Origin of the sequence: Olsenella uli, assembly GCF_016899935.1 — a bacterium.
Taxonomy (GTDB): Bacteria; Actinomycetota; Coriobacteriia; order Coriobacteriales; family Atopobiaceae; genus Thermophilibacter; species Thermophilibacter uli_B.
This window is the reverse complement of sequence record NZ_JACJJK010000003.1, coordinates 163,329-185,272: the sequence shown is the minus strand read 5'-3', so window position 1 is coordinate 185,272 and position 21,944 is coordinate 163,329. Positions and strand designations below refer to the sequence as shown.

Sequence of the window (21,944 nt, the reverse complement as noted above, 5' to 3'; positions counted from 1 at the left end):
TCGCAGACGCGCTACTCGCCCGTCTCCGAGGAGTCGTCGTTCTCGTTCGTGCCGGCCGCGTCGTCGGAGCCGGCGTCGGAGTCGGCGTCGGTGTCGCCATCGGAGCTCGCGTCGTCCTCGCCCTCCTCGTCGGCGCCCGTGAGCGCGTCGACGCGCGACTGGGCGCTCGACCCCACGCCCTGCTCGTCGTCCGGGTCGAGCTCGACCGCCTTCTGGTAGGCGGCGAGCGCGTCGTCGGTCAGGCCCTGCGCCTCGTAGAGCGAGCCGAGGTCGTACCAGGCGGGCGCGTACTCGGGGTCGTCGGTCGTGACGGCCTCGAGGTCAGAGGTCGCCGTCTCGGCGTCCCCGAGGTAGTACTCGCACATCGCGCGCTCGGCGCGGGCGTCGGAGGCGTTGTCGAGCGCGAGGTAGCGGTCATAGTAGCCGACCGCGCGCTGCACGAGCTCCGTGCCGTGGCTCGCCTCGTCGTCGTTCGCGGCGAGCATCATGACCGAGGTGCCCCAGCTCGAGCACGCCCGTGCGGCCGCGAGCAGGGTCTCGGTGTTCTCCGGGTCGCCCTCGAGCTGGGACTCGAGGTCGGCCACGTAGTCGGCGTACTGCGAGTCGACGTAGTCGACGTTGTACTCGATGCTCTGGTTCTGGGTGCTCTGGAAGACCGAGGCGAGCGCGCCGGCGAGCGTGGAGAGCGCGAAGACGACGACAAAGAGGACGATGACGACCTTCTGGAACGTCGAGAGCTCGCCGGGCTTGCGCGTCTTCTTAACGTTCTTGACGTTCTTCTCGTCCGCCTTCTGCCCCTTCTTCTTGGGACTCTGGCCCTTCTTCTTGGTCTGTGCCATCTGTCAGCATCCCCCGCCCCGACACGGCGTCTTTGTCCACAAAATCTAAGAGTATGCCACGGCGCGGCGCCCGAGCCCGGGCAGGACCGCGCCGCGGCGATAATAACAGAAGTTCCCCAGAGGGACCGCAGCCCGCTAGGCGCGCTCGGAGCGCGCGAGGCGCGCGGCGACGAGCTTGACCGCCACGACGAAGACGTCGAGCGCCTGGCCGAGCTCCTCGAGCGAGGGATAGGTGGGCGCGATGCGGATGTTGGTGTCCTCGGGGTCGCGGCCGTAGGGCCAGGGCGCGCCGGCCGGCGTGAGGGTGACGCCCAGCTCGCGGGCGAGCTCGACGATTGCCTTGGCCGAACCCTTGGGGCCCTCGAAGGAGACGAAGTAGCCGCCCTTGGGGTGGGTCCACGTGGCGACGCCCAGCTCGCCGAGGCCGGCCGTGAGCTTCTCCTCCACGAGGGCGAAGCGCGGCGCCACGAGCGCGGCGTGCTTCCTCATGTGCTCGGCGACGCCGGCCGCGTCCTTGAGGAAGCGCACGTGCGCGAGCTGGGAGATCTTCTCCGGGGAGACGCGCATGGCCGAGAAGGCGCGACGCAGCTCCGCCATGTCGGCCGGGGAGGCCGTCACCCACGCCATGCCGGAGCTGGGGAAGGTCACCTTGGCCGTGGAGGCGAACTCGTAGACGAGGTTCTTCTCGCCGCCCTGCTCGGCGAGGGCGTCGAAGATGTTCATGAGCTGGTCGCCCTCGCCGTCGAAGGTATGGACGGCGTAGGCGTTGTCCCAGAAGATGCGGAAGTCGGGCGCGGCGGGCTTGAGCGCGGCGAAGGCACGCACCACGTCGTCGGAGTAGGTGACGCCGGTGGGGTTGGCGTACTTGGGCACGCACCAGATGCCCTTGACCGTGGCGTCCTTCTCGACGTACTCGCGGACCACGTCCATGTCCGGACCGTCCTCGCGCATGGGGACGGGCACGTTCTGGATGCCGAAGCTCTCCGTGACCGTGAAGTGGCGGTCGTAGCCGGGCGCGGGGCAGAGGAACCTGACGACGCCCTGCTTGCACCAGGGGTCGTTGCCGTCGATGCCGTGGACGTAGCCGTGCTCCACGCAGTCGTACATGAGGTTGAGGCTCGAGGAGCCGATGACGGAGACGTTGGCCGCGTCCACGCCGAGCAGCTCCGCCGCGAGGGCGCGCGCGGAGGGCAGGCCGTCGGGGGCGCCGTAGTTGTCGGCGTCGACGCCCTGGTCGGAGAGGTCGGTCTCTGCGGTGAGCAGGTCGAGCATGGGCTTGGAGAGCGCGGTCTGCTCCGGGCTCGGCTTGCCGCGGGCCATGTCGAGCTTGAGGTTGAGGGCGCGCAGGTCGTCCGCCTGGGCCTCGAGCTGGGCGATGGCGGCGTCGAGGGCGGCGTCGGTCATGTTCTGGTAGGCGTTTGCCATGAGTCCTCCTCTTGGTTGGTCCCGTCTGAGTATAGAGGCAAACGCGCGCGATGCTGCTACCATGTTCCACACGAAAAGGAACGCTTACAGGGAGGCGGTGGCGAGATGGACGTGCGCTCGGAGGACTTTGGCGAGCTCCAGCGGCTGGTTGACTCCGTGTTCCCGCTGGGGATCTCCGCCGCCACCACCGTGAGCCGGCTCGACGTGGAGATGCGGGCGGAGGTGCTGGACCTCTGTGCGGACCTGCTCGAGGTCGTGGGCGCGCTGCCGCCGCGCGCCTACACGCGCCAGCGCCTCTGCGACCAGCTCAACTCCTGCCTCGTGGCGCGCGGCTGGGGCACCGTCTACGGCACCGTGGAGTAGGCCTCCCGAGGCCAGGAGGGCAAGGTCCGGCGCTCGGACGGCTTGCCGCAAAGGACGCGGCAGGAACTCGCGGCGGACCTTGCCCTCCCCTGTCTTCGAAGGCCTACTCGTTGCCGAAGCGGCCGCCCGTGGTGGGGTAGCCGTAGATCGAGCCGTCCTTGATGTCCATCTCGTCCTCCCACGGCAGGTGATAGCGGCCGACGGCGAGGTCCTTGATGTAGGTGAGCCCGGCGTCCGGCTCGCCGCCCGGCACGGCCACGTAGCCGCGGTGACCGAGGTTGTAGATGTTGTTCTCCAGGCCCCAGGAGAGACGCGCGTTGTCCGCGAGCTGCGGGTAGATCTCCGCCGTGACGATCTCCCACGGGTTTCTCTGCCCCTGGACGAGCGTGGTGCCGTCGAAGTTGCACACCTGGCCCTCGCCGAAGTAATAGAACGTCCCGTCGTAGCCGGCCAGGTTGACCGACACCGTGTACATGAGGTTCTGCCAGGCGTTGGAGCGGTTGGTGAGGATCCACTGGTCGTTCACCTGCGTGGAGTAGCCGGAGATGCGGATGTAGACGTTGCAGCCCTTGTAGGCGGCCTCGCGCGCGAGCTCGGGAATCATGCCGTCGTGGCAGATGCAGACGGCCAGCTTGGAGCCGCCGGGGCCCTCGCAGACCGGCATGCCCAGGTCGCCGGGGTACCACGGCTCGATGGGGTTCCACGGGAAGAGCTTTCGGTACTTGAGGACGATGTCGCCGGCGGGGTCGATGATGATCGCGGTGTTGTAGGGGTTCTTCTCGGGGTCGGGGTTGCGCTCCATGATGGAGAAGACGCCGTAGACGCCCGCCTCCTGGCACGCGCGCGAGAATGCCTCGGTCTCGGGGCCGGGGATGTCGCAGAGGAACTCGTCCGTGAGCCACTTGGCAGTGTTGAGCCCCTGCGTGCTGTACTCGGGGAAGACGATCAGCTCGACGCCGGGATAGCCGGCCTTGGTGGCCTTGAGCGTGCGCACGATGCTCTCGACCTGGCGGTCGATGTCCGCGCGGCTGTTCACGACCGGCGCGGGGAACTGAATCGCCGCCACCAGAAAGCCCATCCTCGGCTTGCCCATGCTACCGATGCTGCCCATGTCGCGCTCCTCTCCGTTGGGTTCAGAACACGATTTATGGTATGTGAGTATTGTTACAGACACCACATGTAGTGGTTGCATCCGGGAGACGGCAGTGTTTCGACGGCGGACGGGGACATTTCCGGAATGTGACTCGGGCCGCGCCCCTCTCGCCGCACGGGGGTCTTCTCGCGAGCCATGCCCCGCCCCCGTGCCAAGTGTACGAAACGATTTATATGACACCCAACTCGTGGCATCAGCCAACTGGGCAAACGTGGCCGAGAGGCGTGCTCCGAGGGCAAAAAATACCCATCACATCAATCTTTTCGTACACTCACCAGCCAGACATCCGGAGAACCCCGCAGCCCGCAGCCCCAACCCTCGGCTGGCGACCTTCGGCACGTACGCAGGCCGCCCGACCCTTCTCGCCCAGCGACTTCTGAGCAAAGCTCAGTGAGCAGGCGGGAAGGGCCGGGCGGCCCCAGGTGCGTATGAGACGAGCGCCTCTTACTCGTCGGCCTCGAGGGCCTCGGCGATCTCGTCGGTGATGTTCATGGTGTGGTAGACGTTCTGGACGTCCTCCAGCTCGTCGAGGCGGTCGACGAGGCGCTGGACCTTCTTGGCGTCGGCCACGGAGACGTCGGTCGGGGTGGTGGGGACCATCGTGAGCTCGGAGCCCTTGACCTCGATGCCCTGGGCCTCGAGGCCCTTCTGGACGTCCTGCATCTTGTCGTAGGCGGTCCAGACGATCCACTGCTCGCCGGCGTCCTCGTAGTCCTCGCCGCCGGCCTCGGCCACGGCCATCATGAACTCGTCCTCGTCGACGGCGTTCTCCTTGTCGGCGACCTTCTTGTCGTCGGACTTGATGACCTTCTCGACGGCGATGGAGCCCTTGCGCTCGAACTGGAACGCGACGGAGCCGGAGGTGCCGAGCGAGCCGCCGGAGTGAGAGAAGGCGGAGCGCACGTCGGCGGCGGTGCGGTTCTTGTTGTCGGTCAGGCAGTCCACGTAGACGGCCACGCCGGCGGGGCCGTAGCCCTCGTAGGTGATCTCGGCGTAGTTGGCGGCGTCGGCGCCGGAGCCGAAGGCCTTGTCGATGGCGGCCTTGATCTTGGCGTTGGGCATGGAGACCATGCGCGCGCGGGCCACGGCGGCGGCGAGCGTCGCGTTGTTGTCCGGGTTGGGGTCGCCGCCGAGCTTGGCCGCAACGGTGATGTTGCGGGAGAGCTTGGAGAACAGCGACGAGCGCTTGGCGTCGATAGCGGCCTTCTTGTGCTTGGTGGTTGCCCACTTAGAGTGTCCGGACATGCACATCCCCTTCGTCAATCCATGGCATGAAACGTGCCTACGATAGCGAAGAGCGGCGCAAATGTAAAGGGCAGCGTTCTGGATGTGTCCCGTCGCTCGCGGAAACGGTCCCCTTGAATGCAAAATGGCCGTTCGTGTGATGAATTTGCCCGGTGCAAAGCAAAACGTGTCTTCGTGTGATGAATTTCTGGCCCCGAATTTGTTTTCGATTTGAGGTTTGATTTCGCTACCTGCGACGATGCGCGCGCAGGAAAGTTGCATGCATCCCAGAGGAGCAAAAACGCATCACACGAGAGCCCGTTTTGCATCCTGAGCGCGGTTTTTATCACACGAGCGCCCGTTTTGCAGACAGACGGCGACTCAGAGCCCGTACTTGACCACCGCGCGGCGGATAGCGCGGCCCCACGGAACCCAGATCGCCACGAGGAACGCCACCGTGGCGAGGCCGTGCATCACGTCGAGCGGCAGCGAGGCCGCGCACGCGACCAGCGCTGACTCCCAAGTGAGCGGTTGCACGTAACCAAGGACATGATAGCCGTTCAGGATGAGGCCGTAGACGGGCCCGGAAAGGAAGCCCCAGCCGTAGAGCACGGGCGCATGCTCCAGCAGGCCTCGCTCGCCCAGCGCGCCGCCGACGTAGCCCACGAGACCCCACGCATACATCTGCCAGGGCGTCCACGGTCCCTGCCCAAAGAAGACGTTGGACGCGAGCGCCGCCATGGCCCCCACCACAAATCCGCTGCGCCGCCCGAGCGCCGCCCCCGCGAGGATGGCGACCGCCGAGACCGGCTTGACGTCCGGCAGCGGGGCAAAGAGCACGCGGCCCGCCGCGGCCACCGCCGCGAGCACCGCCGTGGGCATGAGCTGGCGTAGCGCCGGTCGCGACGCCTCGTAGCTCGCAAGGAGCAGGCCCAGCGCGAGGAGCGCCACCGCGAGTGTGAGCCCCGCGCTGGCGCGCACGCCCGCGAGCGCCAGCGCGACCATCGCCGCGGGTACCGCCAGCAGGGCCGGAACCTCCAGCGCGGCGAGCGCCCGTGCCCACGGTGTTTGTCTCTCCCCCATCATGGGTACCAGTTTGCCATAGGCCCGCGACCGAGGAGGCACCATGCTCTACATCGGCAACTTCAGCTACAACGACGACACCGACAGCAAGGACAACTACTGCCTCATGCCCATCGTCGTTGAGGCGTCGAACGCCGACGAGGCGATGGAGAAGTTCGCGGCCCACCTCCACGAGGTCCGCAAGTCCTCCGACCTGCTCGACGGCGCGCACGAGATCTATCTTGACTCGCTCACCGAGCTCGAGGCCGCCCCCTCCGACCCCGTCATCTGCCAGTGGCAGAAGATCGTCCCCGCCATGGACGGCCTCTGCTCGATCACGAGCGCGCTTCCCACGGTGGACGATGACGACGACGTCGCGAACGCCTACGCCTGGGGCGACGAGGACGACGAGCACGAGCACGTGGACGACCTCGAGGAGCTCGACGAGGACGAGCTCTCCGACCAGGAGCCGTTCCTGCTGTTTGAGTAGAGCCACGAGCCGGCGAGGAACTCGCCCGCAGGCTCGGTTGCCGTGACCTCGCCGTCGAAGACGAGGGATGCCGTGTCGGCGACCGCCCGCACAAAGGCGGCGTCATGGGTGGCGAGAAGGACCGTGGCGCCGTCGCTCGACGCCGTGCGGACGCGCTCGGCCACCGCGACGCGGGCCGCCCGGTCGAGCCCCTTGGTCGGCTCGTCGAGCAGCAGCAGGCGCGGACGCACGAGCAGAAGCTTCTCGAGCGCCAACAGCTGCTGCTGGCCGCCGGAGAGGTCATAGGGATGTCGGTCCGGGCAGCCGGCGAGACCCAGGCGCTCGAGCGCGGCGTCCACCTCTGCCGCTCCGTAGCGGCCCGATGATGCGGACAACTCCATGAGCTCGTCGCGGACCGTCTCGCACGCGAGCACCGCGCGCGGATCCTGCGGCAGCAGGGCCTGGTCGTCGGCGCACGCGTTTCTCGCCCGGCCGCGCCGGGGACGCAGCACGCCGGCCGCCACCTGCAAAAGCGTCGACTTACCACAGCCGTTGGCACCGAGGAGCGCACGGACCTCTCCGGCGCTCACCGTAAGGTCGCAGCCGCGCAGCACCCAGTCCGCGTCGCGGTCGTAGCGGAACCACACGTCGTCCAGCGAGAGCGCCTGGGCCTCGCCCGTCGTAGTCGGGAGGGGACTGGACGGCAGGAGATCGTCCCCGAGAGGGCGCAGCTCCTCGAGCTCGACCTGGCGCACGCGGCCGTCCTCCAGCGCAAAGGCGCAGGTGGCGTAGTCGAGCATGGGGCCCGGCGCGTGCGTGGCCACCACCACGGTCATGCCCAGCTCGCGGTTGGCGCGGAAGAGCAGCGCGAGAAACGCCTGCTCGGTGACCGGGTCGAGCATGCTCGTGGGCTCGTCCAGCAGGAGCGCGCGCGGGCGCATGGCCAGCACGGACGCCAGCGCGAGCACCTGCCGCCGCCCGCCGGAGAGCTCGGCCACGCGGTCGCGGAACCACGGCCCCATGCCCAGGTAGGTGGCGGTCTCGGCCACGCGGCGGCGCATCTCCGCCTCCGGCACGCCGAGGTTCTCCAGGCCGAAAGCCATCTCGTGCCAGACCGTGTCGCAGACCATCTGCGCGCCCGGGCTCTGAAAGACGTAGCCTATGGCCTGCGCGGAGGCCACGGCGTCAAGGGCGCGCACGTCCTCGCCGAAGGCGCGCACCGTCCCGTCGAGCGCGCCGGTCGGGGCGATCTCCGGCTTGGCGAGGCGCAAAAGCGTCGACTTGCCCGAGCCCGTCGCACCCACGAGCAGCGCGAACGCGCCCTCGGGCACCTCCAGGCAGACGTCGAGAAGAACGGGGGCGTCGGCGCCCGCATACGTAAACGTCACGTGGTCGAAGGAGAGCGCCCTCATGCGAGCCTCCTCTCGCGCAGGCGGGCGGCGAGCTCGGCCGCTGCGGGCAGCAGGGCGAGCAGCGCGAACGGCACGTAGGCCCACCAGGGGCCGAGCCCGGACATCCTCGGGTAGAAGCGCCAGCTCGCGCAGAAGCGCCACGCGCAGACGGCCGCGAGGACGAGCAGGGCCCCGATGCCGCAGAGGATAACGACGTCGCGCCGGCGCAGGCACTCCGGGCGGTAGCACGTGCGCGACCGCCCCGACTCCCAGCCCCGGGCGCGCATGGAGTCCGCGCGTTCGAGCGACTCCTCGAGCGACCACGTAAGCAAAAGCGATGACGTCCGCACGAGGGCGTCGCGCGCGGCGGGGCGCGCCCCGGCCGCCGTGCAGGCCGCGAGCCCCGCGCGCACGTCGCGCGAGCGGCGCAGCAGCTGCGGCACGAGCTGGGACACCATGCCCAGAAGCAGCGGCAGCGCCCGGGCACGGCGCGGCGCGAGCGCGAGCAGCCGGTCCTGCGTGAGCGCCGCAGCCGCACCCTCGAGCCACAGGACCACCGCCACCATGAGCGCGCCCATCGTCGCCCCGTACGCGAGGCTCTCCAGGTAGACGCTGCGCGGCCCTAGCTTGATCAGCAGCGTGGAGCCGGATGCCGAGAAGAACGGGTTCGCCAGGCACACGAGCGCGAGCAGCGGAAGCTGCCAGACGAGCCCGCGCGCCGTGGCGGCGACGCCGCGCGCGAGCAGCGAGAAGAGCAGCGCGCCGGCGAGCGAGGCCGCCACCAGCGCAGGCTGCACCGCCAGCATCGTCAGCGCGACCACCCCGGCGAACAGTGCCGTCGGGACGGCCGCGTGGACGGCGTCGAAGGCTCTGGCGCGCGGCGCGGCCACGTCGTCTCTCTACTCGGTGAACTCGGTCACGTAGAGCCAGGTGACCACGTCGCCGTCGGCGAGCGTGGCCTCAGAGCAGCTCACGTCCGACATCTCGCCGTTGACCTCGAACATCCAGCCGCTCATGTCGCCGAAGTCACCGCCGGCGAGGCCATCGATCCCCTGGACGTACATGCCGTACTCGGAGTCGGACGCGTTGACGTCGACGCCGGTCGCGACCAGCGCGTCGTAGGCCGTGGCGCCCTCGGGGACGTCCACCTCCGTCGAGGTCTTCTCGCCCTCGCCGGCCGTCGCGTCGATCTCCACGGTGACGGCGATCGTGGCCTGCTGCTCCTGCGTGGCGTCGCCCGAGGCGGCGTCGCCGCCGGCCGCCGGCGCGCCACCGCACGCGGCGACCGTCAGCGCCAGCGCGCACGCGGCCAGGCCGCCGACGAGCTGCGCGACGAAGGTCCTTCTCGACAGGTTCTCCTGAGACATAAGAGCCTCGCTTCCTCCCTGGGTCCAGGGCGTCGGGAGGGCAAGGCGGGGCCGACGGGAGTCCCGCCGTCCCTGGCACAGCCGTGTGCTGATCCGGAGTCAAACCGGAGCCGTTTTCAACATGACGTAGCAGCTGCAGGAGCCGTGCCCTCGGTATGTGGTTGGCGCCAGTGTAGCATGCGCGCGCCGGCCGCGACCCTTGCAGCTGGGCGTCAGCGATGTGCGCTTCCCGTGGGCGCCGCATGCGGGCGATAAATGCGGGTATAGACGTAGCATTTATCCCCTCCCGCAGAATCGGGGTCCCATGTCTCGCCGCCGCACGTTCCCGCCGGCCCTTCTCGCCCTGCTCGTCGCCCTCGCCGTCGCCCTCGTGGCAGCGCCCGCGGCCCGCGCCGGCACCGAGGGCGTCACCAAGCTCGCCGACCCGGACACCTCCGCAAGCTGGCAGGAGGTCTTCCGCTCGGACGCGGGGGCCCTCTCGACCGAGAACGCGGGCCGCATCTGGGTCGACAAGTCCGTCTACGCCAGCGCCGACGACGCGCGCGCCGCCGGCCTCCCCGTGAGGATCGACGTGGACGACCACAGCTTCGTCGTGGGGCTCTCGGCGCTCGCCTCGGCCGTCTCGGTGCGGCAGGAGGGCGGCCCCGCCCACGACGTCGTCTTCGTGGTGAGCACCAACCGCCTGCTCGCCGACGTCACCTACGGCGGCCGGCCCCAGGCGGCCTACCTAGCCGACGCCCTCGACCAGGCGATCGCGCGCCTCATGGCGGAAAACGACGGCGCCACCGTCCCCACGCGCGTGGCCGTAATCGGCTACGACTCCCAGGTCACGACCCTCATGCCGCTCGGCACCTACGCCCCGGACGCGGGCGGCGACTACGTCACGTACGCCAACGGCGCGCTCTCCGTGAGCGCCACGGCCACGGACGGAGCCGGCGCGACCTCCCCGGCCCGGCTCGGCAGCGGCTCCTACCTGCAGCTCGCGACGCACGTGGCGGGAGAGATGCTGGCCGGCGCCGCGGACGACCCGGGCGCGGAGGGGCGCGTCCCCGTGCTCTGCCTCATGGGTCGCGAGACCCCGCCGATGGCGAGCGTCAACATCACCGACCCGCCCGTCTACACCGGTGACGCCAGCGGCTTTCTGGGCCCGCTGCCGGGCAGCCGCGAGAACGGCTACGGCACCGACGCGCTTCTCGCCACGCTGCTCACGATGCGCAACGAGGCCGAGCGCGTGGGCGCCGCATGGGGCGACGAGCGCCCGCTCACGTTCTTCACCTGCGGCCTGGACACGAGCGAGACGGCCGCCTACCTGCTGGAGACCGCCCACGAGCAGGCCTATCACCCGCTGCCCGGGACCGGGGCGGCGGCAGGCACCGACCTGAGGGACAACCTCTCGGCGGCGGCGCAGGCGTTCGCCCAGGCCTCGGCGGCGGGCGAGAAGGACGTCACGCTGCACCTCTTTGGCTCCGGGCCGCGCGGGCTCGTGGCGGAGGACGTCACCCTCCCCTGCATCCCGGGCCTGCTCTCCGAGGCCGACGGCTACGAGGTCACGCCCGTCGACGACTACCTCTCCGCCCGCAGCGCGAGCGCGCTCTCGTGGGCGTTCGGCACCGTGGTGGACCGAGCCCTCGGCGTGACCTACACCGCCCCGGCCTCGGGCGGCCCCGGCGACGAGCGCCCCGGCGGGAGCCGCGTCACCGTCTCCGACGAGGTGGGGCCCGGCATGGAGGTCGAGCGCGTGAGCGGCATCGTCTACGGGGACGCCCTGCTCGACGGCGAGCTGGCGGCGCAGGCGGTCAAGATCAGCCTCGGGGGCCCCGGCGACGTCGAGGCCACGCACGAGTTTGGCTACCTCGTGGAGGCCATGAACTCGCGCTACGACCTGGGGTACGCGGTCTACGACCTCTTCTACGACGCCCTGCAGGACGGCCAGTTCTCCTACGCCGGGCCGGGCGACTTCTCCAACCACGCCTCGTGGTACGTGAACGACGCGCACGAGATGGTGCCGATGGGCGGCGAGCCCTTCGCCTTTGCCACGCAGGCCGAGGTGGACGCCGTCGCGGACGGCCGCTGGCAGGAGCGCGCGCCCGAGGACGTGCGCGACAGAATCGAGGCGGCGCAGGACGGCGGCGCCACCGCCGTGTGCGAGACGTACTACTACATAGGCAACCTGCCCAACCAGTACACCGGCGGCGACGTCACGCTCTACGACTTCGTGGTCATGGTGGAGACGAACCTCGCCACCGGCCGGCAGACGCTGCTGCTCTCGGTGCCCGTGGACGCCGTGCCCGCGCGCCGCATGAGCGTGACCGTGGCGGGGGACGGCTCCGCCACGCTCGCGCTCGACGGCGGCCAGGGCACGCTGCCGCTGCGCCTCGCGTACCTCGTCTCGCCCACGCCCGACACCGAGGCGCTGCTCGAGCGCGCGGACGCTGGCGAGGACGTGAGCGACGAGGAGCTCGAGGCGGCGACCGGGGCAGACGTCCGGCACGTGCCCTCGGGGGCCCGCGCGGTCTTCGCGAGCGACTTCTCCGGGACGGGCGCGGACGCCCAGGCGGGGGCCGTCGCCTCGGCGTGGGCGGCGCAGACCAACTCCTACTACGCGTTCTCCCGCGACACGCCGCTCTTCTCGCGCACCGCGAGCGGCTACGCGCCGCTGACGGGGCTGCCGCAGGCCGGGCAGACCTACTACTTTGAGCAGACCGTCTACACCGCCGACCTCGCCGGTGCGGGCGAGGAGGCCCCAGCGACCGCGGAGCGGGTGATGGAGCCCTACACCGTGGCGCTCGACGCCGACCAGATCCCCCAGCGCTTTTCCGTTCGGGACGGACAGTGCGTGGCGCTCGCCGGCACCCCGCGCTACGTGCGCGCGGCCGAGCTGGGATCTGCCGAGAAGGACCCCAACGCCACGGGGAGCGCCCCCTATGCCGCGCGGCTCGCGCTCGAGGAGGCGGGCGACGGGGCGGTGCGGGCCTCCGCGCGCCTGGGCAACAACGGCGCACTCGTCCTGCCCGACGACGTGGAGGAGCCTCCCGTGGTCGGCCCCGACGACCCGGAGCCCGAGCCGACTCCCGAGCCCGAGCCGGAGCCCGAGCCGGAACCGACTCCCGAGCCCACGCCAGACCCGGCACCGGAACCCGAACCCGAGCCCACGCCAGAGCCCGCGCCTGACGAGAAGAACCCCTCCGCCAACGACCAGGCGACCGCCGCCGAGACGGGCGAGTCGACCGCCGACATGCCCGCGACCGGCGACCCCACGAGCCCCGTCGTCCTTCTCGCCCTCCTGATCGCAGGAGTGGTGACCGCAACCCTCGCGCTCGTCCTCCGCCGCCGTCGCTGACGGACTTGTGTATTCGGTTGGGAGTCGCTCGCCGACTCGGATTGGGGGAAATCCGGCCATGGAATACTCGATGACGGTATCCCCGATCCGGAAAGGACCGTCGTGCTTCTCAGCCTCATTGTCATCGTGCTTGGATTTGCCCTGCTCATCTTTGGCGCCAACTTCCTCGTGGACGGCGCCTGCAGCATCGCCGCGCGCCTCGGCGTCCCCGAGCGCGTGGCCGGCCTCACCATCGTGGCCATCGGAACGTCGCTGCCGGAGCTCGTGGTCAGCGTCACCTCCGCCGTGGGCGGCCACGCCGACATGGCCTTTGGTAACGTCATGGGCAGCTGCCTGGCAAACCTGCTGCTCATCCTCGGCCTCTCGGCCGTGATCGCCCCGGTCACGCTCTCGCGCAGCACCCAGCGCTTCGAGATCCCCGTGAGCGTGGCGGCCTGCGGCCTGCTCGCGCTCGTGGCCAACACCGACGGCCAGGTCACGATGGTCGAGGGCGTGGTCCTTCTCGCCGCGTTCGTCGCCTTCGTGGCGCGGACCGTCGTCGTGGGCCTCGGCGAGGGCGCAACCGAGAAGGACGGCGCCCCGGAGGACCCCAACACCGGCGCCGTCTCCGCCAACACCTTCCGGGACCTGCTCTTCATCGTGGGCGGCATCGCGATGCTCAAGTTTGGCGCGGACTTCGTGGTGGACAACTCCGTTGAGATCGCGGGCGCCATGGGCATATCCGAGCGCGTCATCGGCATCACCGTGGTTGCGCTCGGCACGTGCCTGCCGGAGCTGGTCACGAGCGTGGTGGCCGCCTTCCGCGGCAATTCCGACATCGCCGTGGGCAACGTCGTGGGCTCCAACATCTCCAACCTGCTGCTCGTCATGGGCGGGCCGGCGCTCTTTGCCAGCATCCCGTACGACCCCGCGTACAACGTGGACCTCGCGCTGCTCGCGCTCTTCTCGGCCGTGCTCGTGGGCTTTGCCTTCATCGGGCGCCGCCATGAGATGAGCCGCGCCAACGGCGTCGTCTTCGTGGTGCTCTACGCGGCCTACATCGCCACGTCGGTGATGCGCTAGGCGATCAGCGCAGGCAGGCACAGCAGCAGGAGCAGCACGACGGCGGCAAGGCTCACCCAGAAGCGCCACATGGGCAGAAACGTCCGGTAGAGGAAGTCGTCCGGCAGGGCGTCCGCGGGGTCGCGCCCCTCGAGGAAGGCCCAGAGCCTGGTGGCGTCCGCAAGGTCGTGCTCGCGCATGAACCGAGTGACGCGCGCGTCGCAGGCGCCGTTCCAGAAGCAGACCAGAAGCCGGAGGAACGACGCCAGGTACAGCAACCCCCTGCCGGTCGCGGTGCTCGCGTCCAGGAGCCAGGTCGCGTAGATGTAGGCCATCGTGGAAACGAAGAAGACCGCGTACGTGAGGGCCGCCCTAAAGAGCAGCCTGACGAGCTCGTGGCGGGACTCGGCCTCGGCGCGCACCGCGCTGGTGCCGTGCTCGCCGAGCAGCTCGGAGGCGCTGGTCCCCAGCTCGTCCGCCACGAGCGCGAGGCTCTGCACGTCGATGAGGGTCTTGCCGGTCTCCCAGTTGTTGACCGTCTGGCGGCTCACGTAGACGCGCCGTGCGAGCTCCGCCTGCGTGAGGCCCGCCGCCTCGCGCCGCTCGCGGACGCGCTCGCCCACGACCTGCCGTGCGCTCTGGAGCTCCGCTGCCATGGCACGCCTCTTCTCCCTGCAAGAATCGTACCCGTGTCGGGCACCCGCGGCGAGTCAAAACCCTTTGACACGGTCGCCTGAATCGGGCGCGCTCGAGGTTATGCGACATCGCGAAGGTTATGTGCGCCGCTACGGTGTCCCGATCTTCTCGACAAGACGTCTACCTGCTAATATATAGAATTCAATTGCATACACAACCAAGTCGACGCCGCATACCCTAACCGATTGCGCATAACCTCAGGCGGGCCGGCGGCGGCGAGAGGCGCCCTACGCCGTCAGGAAGATCGTGGCTCCGAGCGCGATGTAGACGAGGCCGGAGACCACGCTCGTCACCCGTCCCGCGCGCGAGCTGCGCGCGAGCAGGCGCGAGAAGGGCGCCGCCACGAGCACGATCACCACGGTCCAGAGCGTGGAGAGCGCCACGTACGTGAGGCCGAGCGCCAGAAACGGCACCGGCCCGAAGGAGTTGGGCGTGGCCACGAACTGCGGCAGCAGCGCCAGGAAGAACAGGATGATCTTGGGGTTGAGGACGTTGGTCAGCACGCCCTGGGCAAAGACGCGCAGGTTGGAGCCGTCCTCGGACTCGCCGTCCTTCTCGCCCACCGAGAAGGACGAGCCGCCGGAGAGGATGCTCCGCACGCCCATAACTGCAAGGTAGGCGGCACCCGCCACCTTGATCACGTTGAAGGCCACCGGTGACGCGGCGAGCACGAGCGACAGCCCGGCCGCCACGAGGATCGTGTGCACCACCAGGCCCGCGTTTATGCCGAGCGCGCTGGCCAGCCCCTCGCGCCGGCCGCCGGAGACGGTGCGCGTGAGAATGTAGACGGTGTCGATGCCCGGCGTGAGGCAGAGGGCCGCCGCGGACGCGACGAAGCCCCCGTAGCCGACGATTCCCAGCATGAAGCGCGCCGGCGGGCCTAGAGGACCTTGGAGAGGAAGCTCTGCGTGCGCGGGTTCTTGGGCGCGCCAAAAACCTCGGCCGGCGAGCCCTCTTCCTGGATGACGCCCTCGTCCACGAAGCACACGCGGTCCGCGACCTCGCGCGCGAAGCCCATCTCGTGCGTGACGATCACCATGGTCATGCCCTGCTCGGCGAGCTCGCGCATGACGTCCAGGACCTCGCCGACCATCTCGGGGTCGAGCGCGGAGGTGGGCTCGTCGAAGAGCATGATGTCCGGGTTCATGGCCAGGGCGCGGGCGATGGCCACGCGCTGCTGCTGGCCGCCGGAGAGCGAGCGCGGCATGGCGTCGGCCTTCTCGGCGAGGCCCACGCGCGCGAGCAGGCGGTCGGCGGTCGCGGAGGCCTCCTGCTTGCTCATGAGCTTGAGCTCCACCGGCGCGTACATGATGTTCTCGCGCACGCTGTAGTGTGGGAAGAGGTTGAACTGCTGGAAGACCATGCCCACGTGGCGGCGGATCTTGTCGACGTCTGCCTTGGGGCCCGTGATGGACTGGCCGTCGATCACGATCTGGCCAGATGTGGCCTCCTCCAGGCGGTTGATGCAGCGCAGGAACGTGGACTTGCCCGAGCCGGACGGGCCGATCACGCAGACAACCTCGCCGGCGTGGATGTCTATGTCGATGCCGCGCAGGACGTGGTTCTCGCCGAAGTCCTTGGTGAGGCCCTCGACGTGGATCTTGACCTCGCTGGTCTGCTTCATGCTAGCCATTACTTGCGCATCCTTTTCTCGAGGACGGACGAGATGATCATCAGCACGCTGGTGATGACGAGGAAGATGACGGCCACCCAGGTGTAGGTGGCAAACGACGTCATGGTGCGACCCACGTAGACCTTGGCCTGGTTCATAATCTCCGGCAGGCCGAGGGCGTACATGATCGTGGAGTCCTTGAGCGTGATGATGCACTGGTTGACCAGCGAGGGCAGGCAGATGCGCACGGCCTGGGGCAGGACGATCTTGAGCATGGTCTTCCCGTGGCTCACGCCCAGGCTACGCGAGGCCTCCGTCTGGCCCTTGGGGACCGACTGGATGGCGCCACGGAAGATCTCTGCAGAGTAGGCGCCGGCGTTGAGGATCAGCGTGATGACGCTTGCCGTCACGATGTCCAGGCGGAAGTCCGGGGCGATCGTCGCCTGCACGAGCTGGGGGACGGCAAGGTAGAGGTAGAAGCCCTGCACGAGCATCGGCGTGCCGCGGATGATCCAGATGTAGAACTTGGCAATGCCGCGCAGCACGCGGAACTTGGACAGGTTCATGAGGCACGTGACGATGCCGAGCGGGATGGCCACGACCAGCGCCACGACGGTCACGTAGACCGTCATCTGCAGGCCGGTCCACAGAAGCGGCCACGCCTCAATCAGCACGTCGATGAGATTTGCGTTCATGGGGTCCCTTACTTACCGTCAGGGGGCTGCGCGACACCCCGGCGTCACGCAGCCCCAGCTTGCTCGTTGCTCGAAAAGGCGCTAGGCCTCCAGGTACTTGGCGAGAATCTCGTCGTACTCGCCGCTCTCCTTGATGTTGGCGAGGCCGGCATTGAACATCTCCACGAGCTCGGGGTTCTTGCCCTTCATGACGGCCAGGCCGTAGGGGCTCGCGAACTCGTCCTCCTCCTTGGCAACGATCTCCAGGCCATTGCCCTGCGCCACGCCGTACTCCATGACGGGGGTGTCCTCGAAGCAGGCGGCGGAGTTGCCGGTCTGGACATCCTGGTACATCATGTCGGACGTGTCGAAGTAGGTGATCTCGAAGCCGTACTCGTCCTTGATGGACTCGGCCCAGGAGAGGCTCTGGGTGCCGGTCTTGCCGGCGACCTTCTGGCCCTTCAGGTCCTCGAGGCCCTTGACGTCGCTGCCGGCCTTGACCGCCGCGCAGACCGAGGACTGATAGTAGGAGTCCGTGAAGTCGTAGTCCTCCTCGCGCTCGGGCGTGATGGACATGCCAGCAATCACGGCGTCGGCCTGGTTGGACTCGAGCGCGGCCACGGCAGCGTCAAAGCCCAGGGAGTTGAGCTCGTACTTGAAGCCCTGGTCGGCGGCGATAGCGGCGAGAAGGTCCACGTCGATGCCCACGAACTCGTTCTGGTCGTTGGTGAACTCGAACGGCGCGAAGGTGGTGTCGGTGGCGACGAGGTAGGTCTTGCCGTCGGCGTCGTCGGACGCGGCGTTGGCGTCGTCGGAGGCGGCGTTGTTGCCGCCGCAGGCGGCGAGGCCGAGGACGGAGGCGGCACCGCCGGCGATGCCGAGGAACGTGCGACGAGAGACAGAAGCGGACATGGCAACTCCTCCTTAGGAAAACGTGCGCAAAAACGTACACGGGGCCCCGCACGCTGGGCGAGGCTGCCCCTGTACTGTAGCTGAGCGTTATTTCGGTTCCTTTAACACTTTGCGGCATGAACGGCCACAAAGCTGAGAACTACACAATTTCTCTGTGGGTCCCCTTTGCCGCGAAACCGTTCTCGAGCTCGCGAATCCGCTGGTAGAGCCACTGGTTGGTGGGGACGAGAAGACCGTGGCGCCCGGCGAGGCGACAGATGGTGCCAGAGAACTCCTCGACCTCGGTGGGCTTCTGGTTCAGGCGGTCCTGCGCCATCGAGGGCATGCCGGCGGGGTCGAGCGAGGCGATGAGCCGAGCCATCTGCGCGAGGTCGGCCTCGGTGACGTCCACACCCTCGGCGCGCGCCACGGCCAGGGCCTCGCGCATGGCGGCCACGAAGCAGCGGTTCTGCTCGCTTCCCGGCTCACTCGCGGAGCCGTAGGTGCCGCCGTAGACCATGCAGGTCTGGTTGATGCCCACGTTGAGCATCAGCTTCACCCACATGCGGCGACGGATGTCCGCCTCCACCACGTGCGGGATGCCGGCGCGCTCGTAGAGGTCGGCGACGGCGTCGACCACGCCGGGAGCCGTGCCCGGCGCCGGGCCCAGGCGAACCTCACCGGGGTGGGTGTAGGTCATGTCCGTGCCGAGAAACACCGCGTCCATGCCCTGCGCCACGGAGAGCACGGTGCGCTCCCAGCCAAAGCGCTCGGCCACTCGCTCCTCGCTCGTGACGCCGTTGATCAGGGACGCGACGGCCGTGCGCGGCCCCACGAGGCGCTCCATCGTGTCGAGCGCCACGGGCAGGCCCGGTGCCTTGATCGCCAGGATCACCAGGTCGACGGGCGTGGCCTCGCTCGCAGGGATCGTGGGCACGCGGCAGGGCTCGCCGTTCACGGTCGGCGTCTCGCCGGCGTGACGGGCGTAGCGCACGTCGTCCATCACGAACTCGACGGCGCCCGGCCCGAGGTTCTTCTCGGCGATGGTGCCGTAGAGCAGGCCCACCGCTCCCCTGCCCAGAATCGCCACGCGGTTGATCGCCATGTTGGTCCTTTCTCTACGCGATGTTGACGAGCGGCGTCACCTGAGGCATCGCGCCTTCGTCGATCGTCTTGAGCCGATAGGTGGCCTCCAGGTTGAGCCAGAACTCGGGCGTCGTCCCCAGCGCACGGGACAGCAGCCAGGCCATCTCGGGCGTGATCGCACGGCGGCCGTTCACGACGTCCGAGACGGCGGACTGCGGCTTGCCGATGGCCTTGGCCAGCCGGTACTGCGAGATGCCCAGAGGCCGCAGGAACTCCTCCAGCAGAATCTCCCCCGGGGTGGAGATGTAGGGGTTAGTGGTAGTCACAGAACTCGACCTCTCTTGCCTTCCTGCTCAAAGGGCGGATGCGCCCAATTTACACCGCGTCCAGCCCGGCGCGGCGGCGGAGTTCCCGCATCAGGTTGTCATTGCCGATCACGGAGACAGCGGCGTCGCCGTCCTGCGGCGCCTCGATGAAGACGCCGTCCGGGCTGGTCGCGCAGTTGTGGCCGGTCGCGTCGCCGGGACCGCCCTCCAGGCGCCGCACGCCGGTCACGTGGTCGTACGGGATGATCGTGCGCCCCCAGCCAAAGACGATCTCCAGGCGGTCCTTGTAGAGCTCCACGCGGTTGCGCACCACCACCGGCCACAGCAGGACGGCCCCGACGACGAGCAGCGCCGCCGGCACGCCCGCGTACATGCCCGGCTGCAGCGCCAGCACCGCGACTGCCACGGCCACCAGGCCCGAGACCGTGCCGTACCACGGCGCCACGCGCCCGCGAAAGACCAGCTCGGCATTGCCCTTGTAGATGCGCATCTCAGGCCTCCCCGCGCGGCAGCAGCTCGGCCAGCTCATGCGGGCGCACGCCCACGAGCGGGTGCGGCACGTACGGCTCCTCCAGGTAGCGGCGCTCGTCCTCGCTAAGCTCCACCTCCAGCGCGCGGCACGCCGCGCCCACGAGCTCCGGCCGTGAGCAGCCCACAATCGGCGACTCCACGCCGCGCGCCCACAGCCACGCGATCGCGACGGCCGCCATCGGCACGTCGTGCTTCTCGGCCAGTTCCGCCACGCGGGCCACGAGCCTCTCGTCCTGCGCCCGCATGGGGTCGAACTTCTTCTGCGAGATCACGTCCGTCTCGCTGCGGCGCGTGGGCGCGTCCCAGGTGGGCCGCGTGAGGCGCCCGGCGGCGAGCGAGCTGTACGGCGTGAGCGCCATCCCGAACTGCCGGCACACGGGGATCATCTCGTGCTCGTCCTCGCGGTAGAGGAGGTTGTACTGGCTCTGCATGGTCGAGAAGGGCGTCCAGCCGTTGGCCGCCGCCAGGACCTGCAGGTTGTGGAGCTGGTAGGCGTACATCGCGCTCGCGCCGAGGGCCCGCACCTTGCCGGCGCGCACGAGCTCGTCCAGCGCGGCGAGGGTCTCCTCCATGGGCGTGGCCGCGTCGAAGCGGTGGATGACGTAGAGGTCCAGGTAGTCCGTGCCCAGACGCGCGAGCGTGCCGTCTATCTCGCGCATGATCGCCGCACGCGAGAGGCCGCCGTCGTTGTAGAAGACCTTGCTCGCCAACACCACGCGCTCGCGCGGGACGCCCAGCTCGCGCAGGGCGCGCCCGATGTACTCCTCGCCCGTGCCGTCCGCGTAGCAGTTTGCCGTGTCGATGAAGTTGATGCCGGCGTCCAGCGCCGCCGCGATCACGGCGCGCGTCTCGTCGTAGCCCACGGTCCACGGGCGCGGCGCGGTGGGCACGCCAAAGCTCATGCCGCCCAGGCAGAGGCGCGAGACCCTGAGACCCGAGCCGCCCAGCTCAACGTAGCGCATGTCCGCCATGTCGCACCGTCCTTCTCGCCCGCCGTGTTGAGCCCATTCTATCCCGGCCCGCCCGCGCGATACGCGATTGACGACACTCTGGGGCACAAAAACGTTGGAAGTCGCGTACTGGCTCACGGTAATACGCGATTGACGACGCTTTGGGGCGCCAAAACGTTGGAAGTCGCGTATCGGGCCGGCGGCCTACCGGCGCGCGAGGCGCGGCCGCCAGCCCTTGAGGGCCATGAGGCCGAGAAACGCCGCCAGCACCACCACGGACAGCGCGAACAGCGCCACCGGGAAGAGCCAGAAGCCCACGCGCTCCGCCACCAGGCCAAAGAGCGGCGGCAGCGTGAGCGAGCCCACGTAGGAGGCCGCCATCTGCACGCCGATCACCGCCTGCGAGAGGTCGCGGCCAAAGAGGCGCGGCGTGAGGTGCAGCATGTTGGGGTAGAGCGGGCTGTTGCCAAAGCCCACGAGGAAGAGGCCCACCGGGGCCGCCGCGAGCGGCAGCGGGGCCAGAAGCACGAGCACCGCCACGAAGGTGACCGCCTGCCCCAGCCCCACGAGCTGCTTGCTCGTGAGCCGGTTAGCCAGCACGCCGGAGAGGAAGCGCCCGGCCGTCACGCCCACGTAGTAGACCGTCACCATGCCGGCGGCGGCACCGGCCGCCATGCCGCGCGCGCTCACGAGGTAGCTCGCGCACCAGGTGTTGCAGACGCCCTCGATAGCGACAGACGCCATGAAGATGAGGCAGGCCAGGCGGATGTCGCGCCGGCGGACGAGGGCGAGCGGGCTCGCGGCGCGGGGCGCGGGGTCGTCGTCCTGCTCGCCCGGCGCGCCCTCGTGGCCCACGCGGGACCACAGCGGCAGGATCGCGACCGTCGCCGCCACGATCGCCGCCTGGACGGCCGCCGCCTCGAGGTAGCCGTCGCGCCAGGTGCCGCCCGAGAGCGCGACCGACATCAGAAACGGGCTCACCGTGATGCCCGCGCCGTAGGCGCAGTGCAGGAAGTTCATGTGCGTCGCCTTGTAGTGCAGCGCCACGTAGTTGTTGAGCGCCGTGTCGATGGCGCCGGCGCCCAGGCCCAGCGGGATCGCGAGCAGGCACAGCCACGGAAAGCCCGGCGCCACGGCAAAGCCCAGGAGCGCCGCCGCGGTGAGCGCCGTGGAGACGGCCGTCACGCGCCCGGTGCCAAAGCGGTTGATGAGCGCGGCCGACGAGAGGCTGGAGACGATGGTCCCGCAGCAGGTGACCATCGTGACCGCGCTGCCCCACGAGACGGGAACGCCCAGGTCGGGGTGCATGGCGGGCCACGCCGCGCCAAAGAGCGAGTCCGGGATGCCCAGGCCCACAAAGGCAACGTAGATGACGACGAGAAGAACGACGGACATGGGCGCTTCCCCTCCTGCGTCCGATGTGGAAACGTTTCCACACCATGATAGCGGCCGCGTCGGCAGGTGTCACGTCCCTGCGGGAGAAAGCCCGGGTGCGGGAGAAAAC

General features: G+C 69.2%; 22 protein-coding genes. 4 read left to right on the top strand and 18 right to left on the bottom strand.

The genetic code is table 11. From position 1 onward, the window contains the following. Positions 1-11 precede the first annotated feature (11 nt). Both H6A07_RS03975 and H6A07_RS03970 read right to left on the bottom strand, forming a co-directional pair. Positions 12-839, bottom strand: coding sequence for a tetratricopeptide repeat protein (locus tag H6A07_RS03975; protein WP_204813631.1), 828 nt, complete (start codon positions 837-839; stop codon positions 12-14). A gap of 135 nt (positions 840-974) precedes the next feature. Beyond that, positions 975-2,264, bottom strand: coding sequence for an aminotransferase class I/II-fold pyridoxal phosphate-dependent enzyme (locus H6A07_RS03970; RefSeq protein ID WP_204813630.1), 1,290 nt, complete (start codon positions 2,262-2,264; stop codon positions 975-977). A 105-nt stretch (positions 2,265-2,369) separates the two neighbouring features. Here H6A07_RS03970 and H6A07_RS03965 point away from each other — a divergent pair, with 105 nt between their 5' ends. Continuing rightward, complete coding sequence (locus H6A07_RS03965; RefSeq protein WP_204813629.1) at positions 2,370-2,627, top strand: hypothetical protein; 258 nt, start codon at positions 2,370-2,372, stop codon at positions 2,625-2,627. A 103-nt stretch (positions 2,628-2,730) separates the two neighbouring features. Here the strand turns inward: H6A07_RS03965 and H6A07_RS03960 are convergent, their stop codons facing one another. From H6A07_RS03960 to H6A07_RS03950, 3 genes are all read right to left on the bottom strand, one after another. After that, positions 2,731-3,738: a formamidase gene (locus H6A07_RS03960; RefSeq protein ID WP_204813628.1), complete on the bottom strand. Its 1,008-nt coding sequence runs from the start codon at positions 3,736-3,738 to the stop codon at positions 2,731-2,733. Between the two features lie 486 nt (positions 3,739-4,224). Next, entirely contained in the window at positions 4,225-5,025 is an 801-nt protein-coding gene (locus tag H6A07_RS03955; protein ID WP_204813627.1) for a YebC/PmpR family DNA-binding transcriptional regulator, read from the bottom strand. 360 nt (positions 5,026-5,385) lie between these two features. Next, on the bottom strand, positions 5,386-6,087 hold the full coding sequence (locus H6A07_RS03950) for an ECF transporter S component (protein ID WP_239471047.1): 702 nt from the start codon (positions 6,085-6,087) through the stop codon (positions 5,386-5,388). Positions 6,088-6,130: 43 nt separating this feature from the next. Between H6A07_RS03950 and H6A07_RS03945 the strand changes: the two genes are divergently transcribed. Beyond that, a complete protein-coding gene (locus tag H6A07_RS03945; RefSeq protein ID WP_087227081.1) occupies positions 6,131-6,556 on the top strand; it encodes a hypothetical protein in 426 nt (141 codons plus the stop codon). Here the strand turns inward: H6A07_RS03945 and H6A07_RS03940 are convergent. The 3 genes from H6A07_RS03940 to H6A07_RS03930 are packed head-to-tail and all read right to left on the bottom strand — an operon-like array spanning position 6,451 to position 9,293. Next, a complete protein-coding gene (locus tag H6A07_RS03940; RefSeq protein WP_204813625.1) occupies positions 6,451-7,947 on the bottom strand; it encodes an ABC transporter ATP-binding protein in 1,497 nt (498 codons plus the stop codon). The two genes, H6A07_RS03945 and H6A07_RS03940, sit on opposite strands and share 106 nt — an antisense overlap. Continuing rightward, on the bottom strand, positions 7,944-8,816 hold the full coding sequence (locus H6A07_RS03935; protein WP_204813624.1) for an energy-coupling factor transporter transmembrane component T family protein: 873 nt from the start codon (positions 8,814-8,816) through the stop codon (positions 7,944-7,946). Before H6A07_RS03935 ends, H6A07_RS03940 begins: the two co-directional genes overlap by 4 nt. Positions 8,817-8,825: 9 nt before the next feature. Further along, positions 8,826-9,293, bottom strand: coding sequence for a DUF4430 domain-containing protein (locus tag H6A07_RS03930; protein ID WP_204813623.1), 468 nt, complete (start codon positions 9,291-9,293; stop codon positions 8,826-8,828). Positions 9,294-9,597: 304 nt separating this feature from the next. Between H6A07_RS03930 and H6A07_RS03925 the strand changes: the two genes are divergently transcribed. Continuing rightward, positions 9,598-12,633, top strand: a complete 3,036-nt coding sequence (locus tag H6A07_RS03925; RefSeq protein WP_204813622.1) for a hypothetical protein — start codon at positions 9,598-9,600, stop codon at positions 12,631-12,633. Positions 12,634-12,735: 102 nt separating this feature from the next. Continuing rightward, entirely contained in the window at positions 12,736-13,695 is a 960-nt protein-coding gene (locus H6A07_RS03920; RefSeq protein WP_204813621.1) for a calcium/sodium antiporter, read from the top strand. Here H6A07_RS03920 and H6A07_RS03915 read toward each other — a convergent pair. The 10 genes from H6A07_RS03915 to H6A07_RS03870 all read right to left on the bottom strand — a co-directional run bounded on the left by H6A07_RS03915 (position 13,692) and on the right by H6A07_RS03870 (position 21,835). Next, positions 13,692-14,330 (bottom strand): helix-turn-helix domain-containing protein, encoded by a 639-nt coding sequence (locus tag H6A07_RS03915; protein ID WP_204813620.1) that lies wholly within the window; start codon positions 14,328-14,330, stop codon positions 13,692-13,694. The two genes, H6A07_RS03920 and H6A07_RS03915, sit on opposite strands and share 4 nt — an antisense overlap. Positions 14,331-14,597: 267 nt before the next feature. Beyond that, a complete protein-coding gene (locus tag H6A07_RS03910; protein WP_204813619.1) occupies positions 14,598-15,233 on the bottom strand; it encodes a LysE family translocator in 636 nt (211 codons plus the stop codon). Positions 15,234-15,250: 17 nt separating this feature from the next. Then, positions 15,251-16,003 carry an amino acid ABC transporter ATP-binding protein gene (locus tag H6A07_RS03905; protein WP_275100597.1) on the bottom strand — a complete coding sequence of 251 codons (753 nt, stop codon included), beginning with the start codon at positions 16,001-16,003 and terminating at the stop codon, positions 15,251-15,253. Beyond that, complete coding sequence (locus H6A07_RS03900; protein WP_087227065.1) at positions 16,003-16,677, bottom strand: amino acid ABC transporter permease; 675 nt, start codon at positions 16,675-16,677, stop codon at positions 16,003-16,005. The genes H6A07_RS03905 and H6A07_RS03900 overlap by 1 nt, the downstream gene beginning before the upstream one ends. An 81-nt stretch (positions 16,678-16,758) precedes the next feature. Then, positions 16,759-17,568, bottom strand: a complete 810-nt coding sequence (locus tag H6A07_RS03895) for a transporter substrate-binding domain-containing protein (RefSeq protein WP_204813618.1) — start codon at positions 17,566-17,568, stop codon at positions 16,759-16,761. A gap of 139 nt (positions 17,569-17,707) precedes the next feature. Next, complete coding sequence (locus H6A07_RS03890; protein ID WP_204813617.1) at positions 17,708-18,652, bottom strand: ketopantoate reductase family protein; 945 nt, start codon at positions 18,650-18,652, stop codon at positions 17,708-17,710. A 13-nt stretch (positions 18,653-18,665) separates the two neighbouring features. Further along, positions 18,666-18,959 carry a HigA family addiction module antitoxin gene (locus H6A07_RS03885; protein ID WP_087227060.1) on the bottom strand — a complete coding sequence of 98 codons (294 nt, stop codon included), beginning with the start codon at positions 18,957-18,959 and terminating at the stop codon, positions 18,666-18,668. 49 nt (positions 18,960-19,008) lie between these two features. Continuing rightward, complete coding sequence (locus H6A07_RS03880) at positions 19,009-19,449, bottom strand: hypothetical protein (protein WP_204813616.1); 441 nt, start codon at positions 19,447-19,449, stop codon at positions 19,009-19,011. Position 19,450: 1 nt separating this feature from the next. Continuing rightward, positions 19,451-20,461, bottom strand: coding sequence for an aldo/keto reductase (locus tag H6A07_RS03875; RefSeq protein ID WP_239471046.1), 1,011 nt, complete (start codon positions 20,459-20,461; stop codon positions 19,451-19,453). 183 nt (positions 20,462-20,644) lie between these two features. Further along, positions 20,645-21,835 carry an MFS transporter gene (locus tag H6A07_RS03870; RefSeq protein WP_204813615.1) on the bottom strand — a complete coding sequence of 397 codons (1,191 nt, stop codon included), beginning with the start codon at positions 21,833-21,835 and terminating at the stop codon, positions 20,645-20,647. Positions 21,836-21,944 lie beyond the last annotated feature (109 nt).

Excerpts from the sequence above, each read along its gene's own strand:
- H6A07_RS03975 (WP_204813631.1), bottom strand. The coding sequence starts at position 839 with ATGGCACAGACCAAGAAGAAGGGCCAGAGTCCCAAGAAGAAGGGGCAG.
- H6A07_RS03970 (WP_204813630.1), bottom strand. The coding sequence starts at position 2,264 with ATGGCAAACGCCTACCAGAACATGACCGACGCCGCCCTCGACGCCGCC.
- H6A07_RS03965 (WP_204813629.1), top strand. The coding sequence starts at position 2,370 with ATGGACGTGCGCTCGGAGGACTTTGGCGAGCTCCAGCGGCTGGTTGAC.
- H6A07_RS03960 (WP_204813628.1), bottom strand. The coding sequence starts at position 3,738 with ATGGGCAGCATCGGTAGCATGGGCAAGCCGAGGATGGGCTTTCTGGTG.
- H6A07_RS03955 (WP_204813627.1), bottom strand. The coding sequence starts at position 5,025 with ATGTCCGGACACTCTAAGTGGGCAACCACCAAGCACAAGAAGGCCGCT.
- H6A07_RS03950 (WP_239471047.1), bottom strand. The coding sequence starts at position 6,087 with ATGGGGGAGAGACAAACACCGTGGGCACGGGCGCTCGCCGCGCTGGAG.
- H6A07_RS03945 (WP_087227081.1), top strand. The coding sequence starts at position 6,131 with ATGCTCTACATCGGCAACTTCAGCTACAACGACGACACCGACAGCAAG.
- H6A07_RS03940 (WP_204813625.1), bottom strand. The coding sequence starts at position 7,947 with ATGAGGGCGCTCTCCTTCGACCACGTGACGTTTACGTATGCGGGCGCC.
- H6A07_RS03930 (WP_204813623.1), bottom strand. The coding sequence starts at position 9,293 with ATGTCTCAGGAGAACCTGTCGAGAAGGACCTTCGTCGCGCAGCTCGTC.
- H6A07_RS03925 (WP_204813622.1), top strand. The coding sequence starts at position 9,598 with ATGTCTCGCCGCCGCACGTTCCCGCCGGCCCTTCTCGCCCTGCTCGTC.
- H6A07_RS03915 (WP_204813620.1), bottom strand. The coding sequence starts at position 14,330 with ATGGCAGCGGAGCTCCAGAGCGCACGGCAGGTCGTGGGCGAGCGCGTC.
- H6A07_RS03910 (WP_204813619.1), bottom strand. The coding sequence starts at position 15,233 with ATGCTGGGAATCGTCGGCTACGGGGGCTTCGTCGCGTCCGCGGCGGCC.
- H6A07_RS03905 (WP_275100597.1), bottom strand. The coding sequence starts at position 16,003 with ATGGCTAGCATGAAGCAGACCAGCGAGGTCAAGATCCACGTCGAGGGC.
- H6A07_RS03900 (WP_087227065.1), bottom strand. The coding sequence starts at position 16,677 with ATGAACGCAAATCTCATCGACGTGCTGATTGAGGCGTGGCCGCTTCTG.
- H6A07_RS03895 (WP_204813618.1), bottom strand. The coding sequence starts at position 17,568 with ATGTCCGCTTCTGTCTCTCGTCGCACGTTCCTCGGCATCGCCGGCGGT.
- H6A07_RS03890 (WP_204813617.1), bottom strand. The coding sequence starts at position 18,652 with ATGGCGATCAACCGCGTGGCGATTCTGGGCAGGGGAGCGGTGGGCCTG.
- H6A07_RS03880 (WP_204813616.1), bottom strand. The coding sequence starts at position 19,449 with ATGCGCATCTACAAGGGCAATGCCGAGCTGGTCTTTCGCGGGCGCGTG.
- H6A07_RS03875 (WP_239471046.1), bottom strand. The coding sequence starts at position 20,461 with ATGGCGGACATGCGCTACGTTGAGCTGGGCGGCTCGGGTCTCAGGGTC.
- H6A07_RS03870 (WP_204813615.1), bottom strand. The coding sequence starts at position 21,835 with ATGTCCGTCGTTCTTCTCGTCGTCATCTACGTTGCCTTTGTGGGCCTG.